The 14,732-nt window shown below is 70.9% G+C and carries 13 protein-coding genes; 5 read left to right on the forward strand and 8 right to left on the reverse strand.

All coding sequences use genetic code 11. The annotated features are described in order from the left end of the window. Positions 1 to 33: 33 nt before the first annotated feature. From ACKUB9_RS19160 to ACKUB9_RS19170, 3 genes are read left to right on the forward strand one after another with little or no spacing between them, the layout of a single operon-like run. On the forward strand, positions 34 to 633 hold the full coding sequence (locus ACKUB9_RS19160) for a glycosyltransferase family 4 protein (RefSeq protein ID WP_407525538.1): 600 nt from the start codon (positions 34 to 36) through the stop codon (positions 631 to 633). Between the two features lie 21 nt (positions 634 to 654). Next, entirely contained in the window at positions 655 to 1,128 is a 474-nt protein-coding gene (locus ACKUB9_RS19165) for a glycosyltransferase (RefSeq protein ID WP_407525577.1), read from the forward strand. Positions 1,129 to 1,147: 19 nt separating this feature from the next. Then, the gene (locus tag ACKUB9_RS19170; RefSeq protein WP_407525541.1) at positions 1,148 to 3,022 is read left to right on the forward strand and encodes a glycosyltransferase family 2 protein; all 1,875 of its coding nucleotides are present in this window, start codon (positions 1,148 to 1,150) and stop codon (positions 3,020 to 3,022) included. Between the two features lie 10 nt (positions 3,023 to 3,032). Here ACKUB9_RS19170 and ACKUB9_RS19175 read toward each other — a convergent pair whose 3' ends face one another. Further along, the gene (locus tag ACKUB9_RS19175) at positions 3,033 to 3,839 is read right to left on the reverse strand and encodes a Cof-type HAD-IIB family hydrolase (protein ID WP_407525543.1); all 807 of its coding nucleotides are present in this window, start codon (positions 3,837 to 3,839) and stop codon (positions 3,033 to 3,035) included. A gap of 1 nt (position 3,840) precedes the next feature. Then, the gene (locus tag ACKUB9_RS19180) at positions 3,841 to 5,112 is read right to left on the reverse strand and encodes an alpha/beta hydrolase (protein ID WP_407525546.1); all 1,272 of its coding nucleotides are present in this window, start codon (positions 5,110 to 5,112) and stop codon (positions 3,841 to 3,843) included. A gap of 202 nt (positions 5,113 to 5,314) precedes the next feature. Between ACKUB9_RS19180 and ACKUB9_RS19185 the strand changes: the two genes are divergently transcribed. Then, positions 5,315 to 6,484: a polysaccharide biosynthesis/export family protein gene (locus tag ACKUB9_RS19185; RefSeq protein ID WP_407525549.1), complete on the forward strand. Its 1,170-nt coding sequence runs from the start codon at positions 5,315 to 5,317 to the stop codon at positions 6,482 to 6,484. 99 nt (positions 6,485 to 6,583) lie between these two features. On the opposite strand, the gene ettA is transcribed toward ACKUB9_RS19185, so the two are convergent. The 6 genes from ettA to ACKUB9_RS19215 all read right to left on the reverse strand — a co-directional run bounded on the left by ettA (position 6,584) and on the right by ACKUB9_RS19215 (position 14,335). Continuing rightward, positions 6,584 to 8,236: an energy-dependent translational throttle protein EttA gene (gene ettA, locus ACKUB9_RS19190; protein ID WP_407525552.1), complete on the reverse strand. Its 1,653-nt coding sequence runs from the start codon at positions 8,234 to 8,236 to the stop codon at positions 6,584 to 6,586. Positions 8,237 to 8,370: 134 nt separating this feature from the next. Further along, positions 8,371 to 11,040, reverse strand: a complete 2,670-nt coding sequence (locus ACKUB9_RS19195; protein ID WP_410825865.1) for a hypothetical protein — start codon at positions 11,038 to 11,040, stop codon at positions 8,371 to 8,373. Between the two features lie 545 nt (positions 11,041 to 11,585). After that, a complete protein-coding gene (locus ACKUB9_RS19200; RefSeq protein ID WP_407525554.1) occupies positions 11,586 to 12,782 on the reverse strand; it encodes a P-loop NTPase family protein in 1,197 nt (398 codons plus the stop codon). A 126-nt stretch (positions 12,783 to 12,908) separates the two neighbouring features. Then, entirely contained in the window at positions 12,909 to 13,175 is a 267-nt protein-coding gene (locus tag ACKUB9_RS19205; RefSeq protein ID WP_407525556.1) for a hypothetical protein, read from the reverse strand. A 21-nt stretch (positions 13,176 to 13,196) separates the two neighbouring features. Then, positions 13,197 to 14,072: a DNA/RNA non-specific endonuclease gene (locus ACKUB9_RS19210; protein WP_407525559.1), complete on the reverse strand. Its 876-nt coding sequence runs from the start codon at positions 14,070 to 14,072 to the stop codon at positions 13,197 to 13,199. Positions 14,073 to 14,080: 8 nt separating this feature from the next. Further along, positions 14,081 to 14,335: a hypothetical protein gene (locus tag ACKUB9_RS19215; RefSeq protein ID WP_407525561.1), complete on the reverse strand. Its 255-nt coding sequence runs from the start codon at positions 14,333 to 14,335 to the stop codon at positions 14,081 to 14,083. Between the two features lie 188 nt (positions 14,336 to 14,523). Here ACKUB9_RS19215 and ACKUB9_RS19220 point away from each other — a divergent pair. Next, the coding region (locus ACKUB9_RS19220; RefSeq protein WP_407525563.1) for a hypothetical protein at positions 14,524 to 14,732 on the forward strand (209 nt) is incomplete at its 3' end.

The raw sequence follows: 14,732 nt of genomic DNA on the forward strand, positions 1-14,732 counted from the left end.
TCGGCTGCCCATTTGAAATCAAAAGATTCGGCGATGATGCGATCAGAGATTCCATCCGGCGAGGCGCGCGTCCCGGTCAGGGCGTTGCGCGTCGCCATCGTGACGGAGGAATTCACCGGCCTCACGGGAGGCGGAGGCATCGGCACCTGCGCCCGCGGGCTGTGCATCGTCCTCGGCGATGCAGGTCACGAGGTCGAGGTCGTCATCACGCACGACGGCTTCCGTCAGCCCGTCAAGTACCAGAATGTTGGCTCGCATCACGTCAAGCTGATCTCATTCGCACATCTGTTCGCCGCCCGCCACTACGGTCCGGGCGACAGAACCGCCAAAGCCTACTTCGCGTACGAGTACCTCGCGAGAGAGGACTACGACATCGTTCATTTCAACGACTGGCAGGGCAGCGGCCACTTCCTCGCTCTCGCCAAGCGGCAGGGCCTCGTCCGCTCCTACACCGTCACGCACACCCACGGATCGTCGGAATGGGTGCGCAAGCACAACAGCCGGCTTCCCGACCTGCATGATCTCGAGCTCGAAGCGATCGAGCGGGCGCAGATCGAGAACTCCGATCTCGTCGTCAGCCCGAGCCGCTACCTCCTCGACTGGTACGAGCAGCACGGCGTCAGGCTGCCGTAGCACGCCGTCATCAACTGGGTCCTGCCGCAATGGGTCGAGCAGGTCGACCGAGCCCGGCCCGTCGTCGCGCCCCTCAGCACCAGCCCCGTCAGGCCCGGCACCGTCAACGAACTCATCTTCTTCGGCCGCCATGAGCTGAGGAAGGGCTTCTCGCTGTTCATCAAGGCAGTGGCGAGCAAGCCCGAACTCTCGAGCCTCGCGCTGACATTCGTCGGCCGCTTCGACCGGATCGACTGCGAGTTCACCGGATCGATGGCGCTGCGCCATCTCGGCGGCCACGCCGGCCGCATCAAGTTCATCAACACCCTCGCCCAGAAGGAGGCTCTCGACTACATCGGCAAGCGGCCGCACGCCTTGTGCGTCATGCCCTCGCTGATCGAGAACAGCCCCTGCACGGTGGGCGAGTGCCTCACCCTCGGCGTGCCGTTCATCGCCGGCCGGGTCGGTGGAACGGGCGAATTGCTGCACGCCGACAGCTTGGCGGACGCTCTTTAGCCCGACGCAGGTCGACGCATTGGCCGATGCCCTGCTCGGCGCCGTCGTGAACGGCATGCCCACCCTCACCTCAATTCTCGACCCCGAGGCGATCGTCGCCCGCTGGGTCGAACTCCACCAGCGCATCGGCCAGCGGCTGGCAAGCCTCCCGGCCGCGACGCAGGCCGACGCGGCGCCGCCCCTCGTCACGATCTGCCTCGTGCACTACGAGCGCCCATCCCTGCTGCGACGGGCGCTCAAGGGCATCGCCGCCCAGACCTACGGGGCGGTCGAAGTCGTGCTCGTCGACGATGGCAGCCGCTCCAAAGCCGCTCAGGCGATGCTCGACAGCATCGAGACCGAGGCGTTTCCCTTCCCGATCAAGGTCGTGCGCAGCGAGAACCGCTACCTCGGCGCCGCCCGCAACCTCGCCGCCCGCCACGCCAGGGGCGAGTGGCTGATCTTCCACGACGACGACAACATCGCGGAGCCGCATCAAGTCGAGACCTTCGTCACGGCGGCGCTCAACGGCGGCTACGACGTGCTGACGAGCCAGTACTTCGTCTTCGAGGATTCCGACGGTCCCGGGAGCGCGGTCGTCAAGTTCTTCCCGATGGGGATCGGGGGCACGTTCTCGTTCTTCCGCAACCGGTTCGGCGATGCGAATTGCCTGATCAAGCGCGACGCCTTCCGGGCGATCGGGGGATTCTCCGAGCTGCGCGGGGTCGGCTGGGAGGATTGGGAGCTGTTCCTGAGGCTCCACCTCGCAGGCTACCGCATGGCACTCGTGCCCGAGCCGCTTTTTCGCTACCGCGTGAGCGGCGACGGAATGCTGGCGACCGGCAGCCTCCACGCCAACAATCGTCGCATCTTCGATGCCGCCGCCCATGCGCCGGCCTTCGATGTCAACCTGCTCGAATACGCCCGCCGGTCCGAGGTCGAACAACTCGTCCTCGACAAGGCCTGGGATCTGCTGGGCCGCCAACGATTCGGCGAGGTGCATCGGAACCTCATGGCGGTCGATCCGAACGGGGATCAGGCGCGGGAGAAGCTGTTCGACCTCACGGTGAGCCTCGGCCGGATCGACGACGCCGTGGAACTCGGCCTCACGACCCCGGCGCTGCGCGAGAAGCTGTTCGATCTCGTGCGCTACAGCCGGAACCGGCGCTTCACTCACCTTGAGGTGACGGCGCGAACCGAGGGGCTGGCGCCGCGCGACACGGGTGCGGTCTACATCGAGGGCTGGCTCTCCGATCCCGGGCTGCGCCTCCACGATCACCAGATCAGGATCGACCCCGACCTGTACCGGATCGCCGTTTGCTCCCGCGTGATGCGGCCCGACGTGACCCGCTCGCTGGCGGTGAGCGACGATCTTCCGCTGGGCTTCCGTGCCATCCTCCTGAGGCAGCTGCCCGAGGAGGGAGGGTCCCCGCCATCCGCCGGCAGCCGGACCGCGCGGCCGGCCCCGCTCCGCTTCCCGATCCTGTCGCGCCGCAGGGCGGTCACGGAAGGTGAGCGCTGGAAGCCCGGCATCGCACTCGGCAGCGGTGCACCAGGCGGGCTGTCCGTTGCCATCGTCCCGCACGGCCAGCCGCTCGACATGACGGGGGTCAAGGGGCACGTCGACGCGATCGAGTCCGGCTCCTACTACGACGTCACGTGCCTGAAGGGGGAGGGACGGGAGTTCACGGGCCGCCTGGAGATCGCCGTCCCACAAGCCTCCCGCGTCCTCGCATGCCGTTTCCCGGACGAGATCTCCGAAGCGCAGGTCATGAGCGACAGCCTCAAATATCTCGATCTGGAGACCCTCGATCTCGCATCGGATCAGGGAGATGAGCCGAAGAGCGCTCTGTTCGTCACCGTGCAGCAGGGCACCATCAGCGTGACGATCTACGAGAAGCGCTACGCGGGGTGAGGCCCGCCCCTCAGCCCCCCTCCCCCAGCACGTACCGCGCGACCGCCCGGGCGAACCCGTCCGCGTCGTTGCCCGCCGTGACCGCCCGGGCGGCCCGCTTCACCGCGTCCGCGGCGTTGCCCATCGCGATGCCGAGGCCGCTGGCCTCGAACATCGCGACGTCGTTGGCCATGTCGCCCAGCGTCGCCACCTCCGCGGCGGGGATGCCGAGGTCCCGGGCGAGGCGGGCGACGAAGCGGCCCTTGTCGGCGCCGGGCGGGGTGACGTCGAGGTAGTAGGTCTGCGAGCGGTGGACGGCGGCGCCGGAGCCGAGTTCCGCGGCGAGCGCGGTCTCGCAGGCGGCGAGCCCGGCGGCGTCGCGGCTCACCCCGACGAGCTTGGCGGCGCGATCGAGCAGGGGGGCGAGGTCCGCCGCCACCCGGGGCTCGGCCTGGAGCGTGCGCCGTTCGAGGTCGGTGTAGGGCCCGGCCGGGTCGCGTAGCCACCACGCGCCGTCGGCGAAGACCCAGAGGTCGATGCCGGCCTCCGCGAAGCGCGCCGCCGCGGTCCGGGCCGCCGCCTCCGGCACGAAGGCCTCGGCGATGACCGCGAGGTCCGGCCCCACGAGGGTCGAGCCGTTGAAGGCGCCCATCGGCAGGGTGAGCCCCAGCGCCGCGACCAGCGGGCGCAGGCCAACCGGCGGGCGGCTCGACGCCACCGTGAAGGCGATGCCGCGCGCGCGCAGCCGCTCCACCGCCGCGACCGTCGCGGGCGTCAGCGTCTTCTCGGGCGTCACCAGCGTGCCGTCGACGTCCGAGACCACGAGGCGGATCGGCATGTCAGATCTCCCGGTGGGCCGAGGCGGGTTCGGCCGGCACATCGGCCCGCGCCGGCGCGAGCGCGGGGGCCAGCACCCGCTCGCGCAAGCGTTGGGGGCCGAGCGTCAGGGCGAAGAAGTCGTACTCGCCCGGCAGGTCGTTCGACATCAGGAACTGGAAGTGCATCCGGAACGGCCGGTAGCTGATGCGGGCGTAGACGGAGGGATCGAGCAATTCGCGGAACTTGGTCGAGCGGATCAGCGGGTTCGCCACCCGCGGCACCGGCGGCAGGGCGAGATCCTGCACCGGGTTGAAGCCCGGAAAATTCATCCAGTCCTGGGGCGCCTGGTAGTCGGCCCAGACCACCCGCTCGCTCGCCACGAGGCTCGCGATCTCGGCCCGCAGCCGCGTCGCCCGGGGGTTGATCGCCACGAGCGGCAGCCCGGCGCCCAGCGTCAGGAGCGAAAAATCGCGGTCGGGCTCGCGCGCCAGCACCCGCGCGGCCACCTCGACGGCGGTGAGCGCGCCCGAGGAATGCCCGACGATCATCACCTCGTCCGCCTCCGCGGTGCGGCTGCGGGCCGCGACGTGGTCGGCGAAGGCGGCGAGCCGCGCCTCGTAATCGGGCCGCCAGCCGTTGCTGTGCTGCCAGTTGAACACCCAGTCGTTGATGAGCTGGCGCAGGAAGATCCGGTCGAGGAGCGGCGTCGCGGCGACGAGCAGGCCGATCGCCCCGAGCGCGCCGAGGCCGATTGCCGCGAGGCCCGGCAGCGTGCCGCCCGCCGCCCAGGCGAGGCCTCGTCCGAGCGCGACCCCCGCCCCCGCCCCCAGGCCGACGAGGAGGAGCGTCATCACGAACGGGTAGAGGATGACGTTCCCGTACTTCCAGTTGAGGGCGTAGAGGCGGACGAGCTTGCCCGTGACGAGCGCGTGCAGGATGCCGGCGGTGAGGAGCAGCATCGAGAGCAGCATCGGCCGCTCGAAGTCGCGCCGCACGAGGTCGTCCCAGAGCAGCACCTCGTAGGTCGTGTCGGTCGCCCAGCCCTCCCGCCCGGCCTCCACGGTCCAGCTCTGCACATTCCCCTCGGCGCGGGCCGGCGAGACGCGCCGCCGCGGCAGGTCGAACCGCTTGGCGTAGCGCGACAATTCCCGCACGAACAGCGCCCGGTAGCGCTTGGACGATTCGGGGTCGTAGCCCGGCAGGTAGAAGACGTGGCGCCGCCGCACCGGGCCGCGGGCCGCGGGCGGCGGCTGCGCGAGGTCGGGTGGCGTGAAGCTGATCTGTCGTGCCACGCGCGTCCCTCGCCCGTCCTGCCGCGAGGCGCGGTCTTAACGCTTCGTGACGCACCGGTCCAACCGCGGCGCTCCTGTGGTGATCGGGGACGGGGGGCGGACCGACGGGCTGCCGGTTCGACTGTGACACCCGGGCCACGGACAGGCGGGGCGGAACGGAGTAGGAGCCAAGCTCACGCGGATAAGGACGAGCCACCCCCGGATGCGCCCCCTGCCGATCGCCCTCTGCGCCGCCCTCGCGGTGTCCGGCTGCAGCGGCCTCCTGCCTGCGGCGGGTCCTACGGCCAGCGCGGTGGCGGACGGGGCCGACATCGCCACCGACCAGGGCCTGTTCGCCCGCTACGAGATCATCGACGTCGACGCCGCCACGGTCGAGGGGCTGCGCGGGCGCCCGCTCGACAGCCTGCTCGCCTCCTTCGGCGACCGGCGCCCGTCCGTCGAGCCGATGATCGGCGTCGGCGACACCGTCTCGGTGACGATCTGGGAGGCGAGCACCGGCGGCCTGTTCTCGGGCGCGCTGTCGGCCGATCGTTTTTCCGCGGGCTCCAAGTCTGCCATGATCCCGCCCCAGATCGTGACCCGCGACGGGGCCATCACGGTGCCCTACGCGGGCCGGATCCAGGTGGCGGGCAAGCGCGTGCAGGACGTGCAGGCGCAGATCGAGCAGGAGCTCGCCGGCAAGGCCATCGAGCCGCAGGTGATCGTCACCGTGCTCCAGCCCGCCAGTACCGCCGTCACGGTGACCGGCGAGGTGACGGCGGGCGCGCGGATCCCCCTCTCCACCAAGGGCGACCGCCTGCTCGACGTGGTCGCGGGGGCCGGCGGTGTGCGCGCGCCGGTGAGCGAGACCTTCGTGCGGCTCTCGCGCGGGCAGACCACCGCCACGGTGCCGCTCACCGCGGTGGTGTCGAACCCGCGCGAAAACATCTACCTGCGCCCGGGCGACACCCTCACGCTGGTGCGCGACCCCCAGACCTTCCTGGCGGTGGGCGCGACGGGGGCGAATTTCGAGATCCCGTTCCAGGCCGAGGGCATCACCCTCGCGCAGGCGATCGCCAAGTCGGGCGGCCTGCGCGATTTCCAGGCCGACCCGGCCGGGGTGTTCATCTTCCGCTTCGAGCCGTCCTCGGTGGTGCGCCGCCTGCGCCCGGCGAGCCCGCTCCTCGGCACGCCCCAGGTGCCGGTCGTCTACCGCTTCAACCTGCGCGACCCGAACAGCCTGTTCGTCACCCAGGCGTTCCGGATGCGCAACCGCGACCTCGTCTACGTATCGAACGCGCCCTTCACCGAGGTGCAGAAGGTGCTGGGCGTCTTCTCCACCATCACCGCCCCGGTCGCGGCCAGCGCCTCGGTCTACCAGTCGACGCGATGAGACAAGGGGGCCGGAAGGCCCCCTTCGTCGCGAGACTTCGAGCGCTGTCCCCGTCGGCCGCGCGGTCCGGACGGCATCGCCCGGACGGCGCGCTTCGCCTCAGCGGCTGAACTTCTTGTACTTGATGCGGTGGGGGATGGTGGAATCGACCCCGAGCCGGCGCTTCTTGTCCGTCTCGTAATCCGCGAAGTTGCCCTCGAACCATTCCACGTGGCTGTCGCCCTCGAAGGCGAGGATGTGGGTGGCGATGCGGTCGAGGAACCAGCGGTCGTGGCTGATGATCACGGCGCAGCCCGCGTAATCCTCCAGCGCCTCCTCCAGCGCCCGCAGGGTGTCGACGTCGAGGTCGTTGGTCGGCTCGTCGAGGAGCAGCACGTTGGCGCCGCTCTTGAGGATCTTGGCGAGGTGCACCCGGTTGCGCTCGCCGCCCGAGAGCACGCCCACCTTCTTCTGCTGGTCCGAGCCCTTGAAGTTGAAGGCGCCGCAATAGGCGCGCGAATTGATCTCGCGCTTGCCGAGATACAGGATGTCGTTGCCCCCCGAGATCTCCTGCCAGACCGTGGCGTCGGGGTTGAGCGTGTCGCGCGACTGGTCGACGTAGCCGAGCTTGACGCTCTCGCCGACGCGGATCGTGCCGGTGTCGGGCGTCTCCTGGCCGGTGATCATGCGAAACAGCGTGGTCTTGCCCGCGCCGTTCGGCCCGATCACCCCGACGATGCCGCCCGGCGGCAGCTTGAAGGTGAGGTCGTCGATCAGCAGGCGGTCGCCGAAGGCCTTGCCCAGCCCCTCGAAGTCGATGACGTTGTTGCCGAGCCGCTCGGCGATCGGGATGACGATCTGGGCGGTGGACGGCCCCTTCTCCTGCGACTTCGCCACGAGGTCCTCGTAGCGCGCGATGCGGGCCTTGGACTTGGCCTGCCGGGCCTTGGGCGAGGCCGCGACCCATTGCTGCTCGCGCTCGAGCGTGCGCTGGCGCGCCTCCTCCTCGCGGCCTTCCTGGGCGAGGCGCTTCTGCTTCTGCACCAGCCAGGACGAGTAGTTGCCCTCGTACGGGATGCCCCGGCCGCGGTCGAGTTCGAGGATCCAGCCCGTGACGTTGTCGAGGAAGTAGCGGTCGTGGGTGACGATCAGGATCGCGCCCGGATAGGCCCGCAGGTGCCCTTCGAGCCACGCCACGGTCTCGGCGTCGAGGTGGTTGGTCGGCTCGTCGAGGAGCAGCAGGTCGGGCTGCCACAGGAGCAGCTTGCACAGGGCGACGCGGCGGCGCTCGCCGCCCGAAAGGGTCGCCACCGCCACGTCGTCGCCGGGGCAGCGCAGCGCGTCCATCGCCTGATCGACCTTGGAATCGAGATCCCACAGGCCCTTGGCCTCGATCTCGTCCTGCAGGCGGGTCATCTCGTCCGCCGTCTCCTCGGAATAGTTCATCGCGAGATCGTTGTAGCGGTCGAGGATGGCTTGGCTCTCGGCGACGCCCTCCATCACGTTCTCGCGCACGGTCTTGTCGGGATCGAGCTGCGGCTCCTGCGGCAGGTAGCCGACCCGCGCGCCCTCGGCCACGAACCCGTCGCCGGTGTAGTCGGTGTCGATGCCCGCCATGATGCGCAGCAGCGTCGACTTGCCGGCGCCGTTGACGCCGAGCACGCCGATCTTGGCGTCCGGGTAGAAGGACAGGTGCACGTTGTCGAGCACCTTCTTGCCGCCCGAATAGGTCTTGGTGAGACCCCGCATGTGGTAGATGAATTCACGGGCCATCGGGTGATCCTTTAGAGATGAGCGCGGCCCGCGCGCCGGGCCCGGGCGGGCCGCCGGCGCGGGCGTCCGCGCGAGAAATCGGGGTGGCCCCCGCGATACCAGGGCGGCCGGGGGGGTGCAAGGCGAGGACGGCGCTACGGCTTGCGCCGCCGCGCGGAGCGGCGCCCCCGGGCCGGGGCGGGCTCCGCCTCGGCGGGCGGGAACATCGTCCGCAAGGTCCTGGCGAGATCCGGGTCGAGCCGCGCCAGGGAAGCCGGATCGCGGCCGCTGGCGTGGTAGGCCGCGGCGGCGTGCAGGCGGTCGGTCTCGGCGGGGAAGCGGCCGGGGAAGTGGAGCGCGATCGCCTCGGCCCGCGCCGTGAGAACGGCCGGATCCTCGATGGCGGTGACCGACCCCCGGGTGAAGGACCAGATCCAGGCAAGCAGGAGTTCCTGCTGCGGTTTCGCGGCGTCGGGATCGGTGGCGACCGCCCGCAGCAGGGCGTGCACGGCGTCGAGGTCGGCTCCTGCGTCGCTGCGTGCCGTCGCTGCGGAGGTTGCGATCGCGGTAGTCGAAAATTCCAGCAACATCTGCAACTCGTCGTCAGGCCAAGCATCCAGAGTCCGCCCTGCCGCGAACAGCGTCTCGGCGGCCTCCTTGTGAAGGCCGAGCCGGCCGAGACTGAAGGCGGCGTGACGGAGCGCTTCGGCTTCCTCCCCGGCATCGCCCGCCTGTCTGGCGCGCGCGGCAGCCTCGTGCGCCGCTGCAACCGCTTCCTCGTGACGGTCGAGCTTGCCGAGGCTGAAGGCGGCGTGACGGAGCGCTTCGGCTTCCTCTCTGGCATCGCCCGCCTGTCTGGCGCGCGCGGCAGCTTCGTGCGCCGTCGCAACCGCTTCCTCATGCCGGCCGAGCCGGCCGAGACTGAAGGCGGCGTGACGGAGCGCTTCGGCTTCCTCTCTGGCATCGCCCGCCTGTCTGGCGCGCGCGGCAGCCTCTTGCGCCGCTGCAATCGCTTCCTCATGACGGTCGAGCTTGCCGAGGCTGAAGGCGGCGAAACGAAGCGCAATGGCTTCCTCTCCGGCATCGCCCGCCTGTCTGGCGCACGCGGCAACCTCGTGCGCTGCCGCAATCGCTTCCTCATGACGGTCGAGCTGGCCGAGGCTGAAGGCGGCGTGACGGAGCGCTTCGGCTTCCTCTCTGGCATCGCCCGCCTGTCTGGCGCGCGCGGCAGCTTCGTGCGCTGCCGCAATCGCTTCCTCATGACGGTCGAGCTTGCCGAGGCTGAAGGCGGCGAAACGAAGCGCAATGGCTTCCTCCCCGGCATCGCCCGCCTGTCTGGCGCACGCCGCAGCCTCGTGCGCTGCCGCAATCGCTTCCTCATGACGGTCGAGCTGGCCGAGGCTGAAGGCGGCGAAACGAAGCGCAATGGCTTCCTCTCTGGCATCGCCCGCCTGTCTGGCGCGCGCGGCAGCCTCGTGCGCTGCCGCAATCGCTTCCTCATGACGGTCGAGCTTGCCGAGGCTGAAGGCGGCGAAACGAAGCGCAATGGCTTCCTCTCTGGCATCGCCCGCCTGTCTGGCGCGCGCGGCAGCCTCGTGCGCTGCCGCAATCGCTTCCTCATGACGGTCGAGCTTGCCGAGGCTGAAGGCGGCGAGACGAAGCGCAATGGCTTCCTCTCTGGCATCGTCCGCCTGTCTGGCGCGAGCGGCGACGCGATGCGCTTGATCGATCGAATCGAGTGCCTGACCAGTTTCGTCCAGACTCCAGGCGAGGCCGAGTTCTGCCCTCATCTGCAGGCGGAGGTTCCTCGCCTCCGCGGCGATCTCGACAGCCTCTCGCGCCGCCGCGAGCCCGCCGTCGAGGCCGGCAGCGGCATCGAGCCTCGATCGCACCAGCAGCATGAGGACGTGGTCCTCCGCGCCCGTGGCGGCCTGCAACGCGGCCTCGGTCCGTGCGCCGGCCTCGTCCGCCTGCCCGGCCCTCGCCAGATCGGCGATCGCGCGAAGCTGCTCCGCTGCCGTGGGTGATGCGAGCATCAGAAGGCGTCGGGGGATGTGGTAATCCGCGAGAACACGAAGGATGCCGCGGGAGCGCCGGCCGCCTCCCATCTCGGCCTGATGCAGCCGCGCCATCAGGCGCGCCTCCGGCATCAGTCCCAGCCGCGCGAATTCCTCCGCCTTCGCGCGTTTTTCGTCGGGCGAGAAAAAGTCCGCCAGCAGGTCGACCAGGGCTTCGAGCGGGCAGGCCGTCCGGCCGTGGTCGATCACCCGGCGCCGGTAATAGTGGGCGAAGACCCGGTCCGCGACGCGGTAGAGCACCTCCGCGGAATCCGGCGCTTTCTCGCCGACGACGACGCGCTCCTTGACGAGGTCGGCGAAGGGGGCGGCGATCGCCGCCTGCGTGTGGGCCTTCACGCGCCGGGCGAGGTCGGATTGCGTCGCCGGCTCGCCGCCGCGCAGCAGCGCGTCGAGGAGCTTTTGCGAGCGGCCGGGCAGCGCCTCGATGCGCTCCTTGTAGTAGGGCGTCAGCTCGTCGACGAGGCGCTGGAGCAGGTCGGCGGCCCGCAGCACGTCCGCGTCGAACAGGGCATCGCCCAGCAGGGTCGCGAGCCGCGGCGTGCCGCCGATGAAGGTCGCCACCGCCCGCGCCCGCGCCCGCGCCGGCGCGTCGAGGGGCGCCCGGCCGGCGTCCCGGCGCTGGCGGTCGAAGAAGGCCATGCACTCCTCGACCGTCCAGGGTTCGAGGTCGACATGCCGGAAGGCGTGGAAGAGGCGGCTCTCGTAGTCGCGGTCGATGGCCCCGCTCGCGCTCGCGGCGATCAGCATCAGCCGGCCGTCCGGCCGGGCGAGGCCCTCGCGCAGGCGGGAGGCCTGCACCGCCTTCGGGAAGGCGCGGCGCAGGAGGTGATCGAAGTTTTCGACCAGGGCGACGCAGAGGCCCTGCGCGCCGAGCCGCGCCCGGATCGCGGCGTCGAGCCCGTCGAGGGCGGCCTCCCAGGCCGCGCCGTCGTCCTCGTGCCACGTCAGCTCCGCCTCGGCGGCCGCACCGCCGGTGAGCGCCCGCGTGAGTTCCCGGATCAGCGTCTCGGGCTCCTTCACGTGCGGCATCTCCTCGGGCATCAGCAGCACCGCCAGAGGCAGGCCCTCCTCGCGCGCGATGCGCTCCACCTCGATCTGGACGTGGCGCATCAGGAAGCTCTTGCCGTAGCCGCGGGGGGCCGAGACGACGAGGTGCTGGACCGGGCCGGGACCGAGGTTGCCGCGGATCGCCTCCAGCACGCCGGCCAGAATCTCTTCGCGGCCGGTGGCGATGGTCCGCACGGTGGCTTCGGAGAACTCGTGCGGGTTGAAGGCCGAGAGGAGCGCCATGCTCAGCGCCCCCAGGCGCGGGCGCGCACCCAGACCGGCACCAGCCGGGAGGCCGGGCGCAGGCTCTGCGCCTCGGTGTCGAACAGGAGGAAATCGTCCTCGCGCAGGGCCTCGAACAGGTCGTCGCGGCGCTCCAGCGCGCCGAGCGCGTCGAGCGCCGCGTCGGCCGTCGCGAACGGCACCGGCTCGGGGGACGCGGCCACGGCCTTGAGGATGGCGCGGGCCGCCCGCTGGTCCTCGCCGTAGCGCGACAGGCGGGTGGAAAACTGCTCGTAGAAGGTCTCGTCCAGCACCGGGCGCACGCGGGCCTCGATGGCGGACCGGACCGCGGCCGGGTCGCGCAGGCGCGTCTTGCGGATCTCCGCGAAGCCGTATTGCAGGAAGATCGGCCACGTCTCGGCCGAGGCGGCGACGATCGCCTCCGACAGGGCGCGGCTCCAGTCCCGAAGGCCGGCGCCCCGGGCCAGGGCGTCGACCATGTCGGCGGCTTCGTCCGGCGCCAGCGGCGGGAGATGCACCGGGATCACGTCCCCGATGTGATCGGCCACCTGCACCCCGTGCGTCCGCCTGATCTGGGCGAGGCCGATCGAGCCCGACAGGAGCATGCGCAGGCCGGCATTCATGCGCCAGCTGCGCAGCGTGGCCAGGAACTGCTCGGCATCCCGCGCCGCGTAGTCGCCCTGCAGCATGTTGCGGAGCATGAAGGGCAATTCGTCGAGGATCAGGACGATCGGGCCGGCCGCCTTGAGCGCCGCCTCGATCTCCCCGGCCCAGGCCGCCCGGTGGCTGAACTCGTTCTGGAAGCGGAGTTCCGCGGGCGCCGGCTGCCCGCTCAGCCGCGCGGCGAGGAGCGGCGCGATGGCCTGCACCGCCCGGCTGTCCGCCAAGCGGCCGAACAGGCTGCGGGGCCCCTCCGCGGGGATCGGCTCGAACAGCTTCGTCAGGAAATCGCCGAACCGGCTGATGCCCTGGGCATCGATGCGGATGACCCGGAGGTCGTGCCGGGCCGACAACTGCCGCTCCAGTTCCAGGAGCACCGAGGTCTTGCCGATCCGGCGCAGGGCGAAGAGGCGCCGGCTGCCGCGATCCTCGGCCAAGTCCGTGCAGAGGTCGTCGACGAGATCCGGGCGGGGCCAAAAATCCTCTCCCGTCACCGGGTTGCCCAACCGGCTGCGCAACGCCCTCGCCTCGCCCGCCATGGCCGCCCTCCGGTCTATCCGCGAGAGGAGATATCTCCCATGACGAATAGAATGGCACGGGCCTCGGACGGCGGCAAGGTATCTTTGAAGAGAGATATCTTCAGGGCCGGATATGTAGGCGGCGCCTCACGCGAACGGGTTCTTCACGCTCTCCGTCTTCGCCTCCGGCCGCGGCGCCTCCTCGGGCAGGTCCGCGCGCTCGAGAGCGGCCACCACCGCGTCGAGGGTGGCCCGGAGCGCGCGCGCCCGCTCCAGGCTCCGGCGGTCGCGGGCGAGGTCGAGGGAGCCGTGGAGCACCACCCGCTCGGTGCCGTTCTCGACCGTGAGGTCGCCCAGCGTCTGCACGGCGGCATCGTCGGCGAAGGGGGTGAAGGGCTTGACGGTCTTCGGCATGGCAGCCTCGGAAGCGGGGCCTCAGAACAGCGAGCGGAGAAATTCGCGCCACGCGCGCCGCGCCATCCGGTTCAGCTCGGCGGTGAGCCAGTCGAGGAAGGAGGGCTCGGGCTTGCGGCGGGGGCCGCGGGCGAACTCGTCGCGGCGCGGCTCCGGCAGCGGCAGGATGCGCCCGCGCGCCGTCGCGGGCAGGCTCGGAAACACCTCGATCCCGGCGAATTCGGCGAGGCGCGCGGGCGAGACCGCCTCCCAGGTCTCGGCCGATGTGTTGGGCGCGAGATAGACCCCCGCCTCGCCCCGGCCGGGATCGTAGATCGCCTTGAACAGGTGGGTCGGCACCAGCACCCGGCCCTTGAGCGACTGGACGTTGCTGCCCGCGTAGACCGGCCCGGTGACGACGTAGAGCTGGCCCCGCTCGATCGCGAGCGCCCGCACGGCGCTCTCGATCCCGGCCCAGAGGTGGCGGTTGAGGTCGGGGTTCTGCGGCACGATGTTGGCGAGGCTGAAGGATTCCTGCTGCGCCTCCGGATCCGGCATGTCGCCGGAGGGCGCGAGGTGGCCCCGGTCGAAGCCGCTGCCGGCGTAATCCGCGAGCTGGGCGCGGGCCGCGGGGGCTACGCGCGGCTCCTCGTGGAAGGCGTCGACCCGGTCCGTCCGGCGCGCCGCCTCGACCTGCGCCCGGTCCAGATGCTCGGCGGCGTAGAGGGGCGTGCGCGAGCGCCCCGAATGCAGCACCGCGAAGGCCTGGAAGCACAGGGCCTGGGTGTCGGCGGCGAGCCGCGGGTTCGTCAGCACCGGCGGCTGCCCGCCCGCGAAGAACTGCGTGCAGCCCGCCGCGGCGGGACCGGCCGTCAGGATGACGGCCAGGACGACGAGGAGCGCGGGGCGGCACGGCATCGGGGCGCTCAGAAGCAGACCCGGACCCGGCGCGGCCCCTCGGGCGTCGGGCGCCAGCGCCACCCGCAGGGCGGCCGGTAGAGCGGGTTCCAGACGCAGTGCAGGAAGAGGTCGCAGGTGGTGCCGCCCGGGGCCGCGGCCGGGGCGTTCGGCGGCGGCGCGACGGGACGCCGCGGCTCGGCGGCGGGCGCGGTCCCGCTCGCTGCCAGGATGAGGCCGATCGCCGCCAAGGCCGTCGCCGCCGAGGCCGAAGTCGCTCGCATCCGCACTCCATCCTGGGGGCAACGGCCCTGTGGAGAGTTGCGGGCCGCATCACCGTGCCGGAACTCTAACCCACCGCGCCGCCGCTGTCCCGGCGTCCGTGAGCGGATCGGAGCAAGGAGGGGTTCAGAATGGTCTTGAGACTTGTTACAAACCGCACCGCGGCGCCCAGGGCGAATATGACATCAGAATGGCAACGCTGCTCCGTTCGGCTATAAAGGGCTTCACATGTGACGCCCGCGGCGGCGGAACACCCGAAGCCCTTTCGAAGGCGAGCAGGGCCGTCGCAACACAGAACAGCGAGTGTACGAACTTGTCAGCACTGGTTCTCCCCCTCCTTGATCGGGTTCACGACGCGCGGGACCTTCGGGCTCTGCCGGAGAGCGACCTGCGCCAGCT

Source organism: Methylobacterium oryzisoli (assembly GCF_046557895.1).
GTDB lineage: Bacteria > Pseudomonadota > Alphaproteobacteria > Rhizobiales > Beijerinckiaceae > Methylobacterium > Methylobacterium oryzisoli.

What these genes read in the sequence shown, in the direction of transcription:
- ACKUB9_RS19175 (WP_407525543.1), bottom strand. Translation starts at nt 3,839, where the DNA reads ATGCCGATCCGCCTCGTGGTCTCGGACGTCGACGGCACGCTGGTGACG.
- ACKUB9_RS19185 (WP_407525549.1), top strand. Translation starts at nt 5,315, where the DNA reads ATGCGCCCCCTGCCGATCGCCCTCTGCGCCGCCCTCGCGGTGTCCGGC.
- ACKUB9_RS19215 (WP_407525561.1), bottom strand. Translation starts at nt 14,335, where the DNA reads ATGCGAGCGACTTCGGCCTCGGCGGCGACGGCCTTGGCGGCGATCGGC.
- ettA (WP_407525552.1), bottom strand. Translation starts at nt 8,236, where the DNA reads ATGGCCCGTGAATTCATCTACCACATGCGGGGTCTCACCAAGACCTAT.
- ACKUB9_RS19200 (WP_407525554.1), bottom strand. Translation starts at nt 12,782, where the DNA reads ATGGCGGGCGAGGCGAGGGCGTTGCGCAGCCGGTTGGGCAACCCGGTG.
- ACKUB9_RS19205 (WP_407525556.1), bottom strand. Translation starts at nt 13,175, where the DNA reads ATGCCGAAGACCGTCAAGCCCTTCACCCCCTTCGCCGACGATGCCGCC.
- ACKUB9_RS19195 (WP_410825865.1), bottom strand. Translation starts at nt 11,040, where the DNA reads ATGCTGATCGCCGCGAGCGCGAGCGGGGCCATCGACCGCGACTACGAG.
- ACKUB9_RS19210 (WP_407525559.1), bottom strand. Translation starts at nt 14,072, where the DNA reads ATGCCGTGCCGCCCCGCGCTCCTCGTCGTCCTGGCCGTCATCCTGACG.
- ACKUB9_RS19160 (WP_407525538.1), top strand. Translation starts at nt 34, where the DNA reads ATGATGCGATCAGAGATTCCATCCGGCGAGGCGCGCGTCCCGGTCAGG.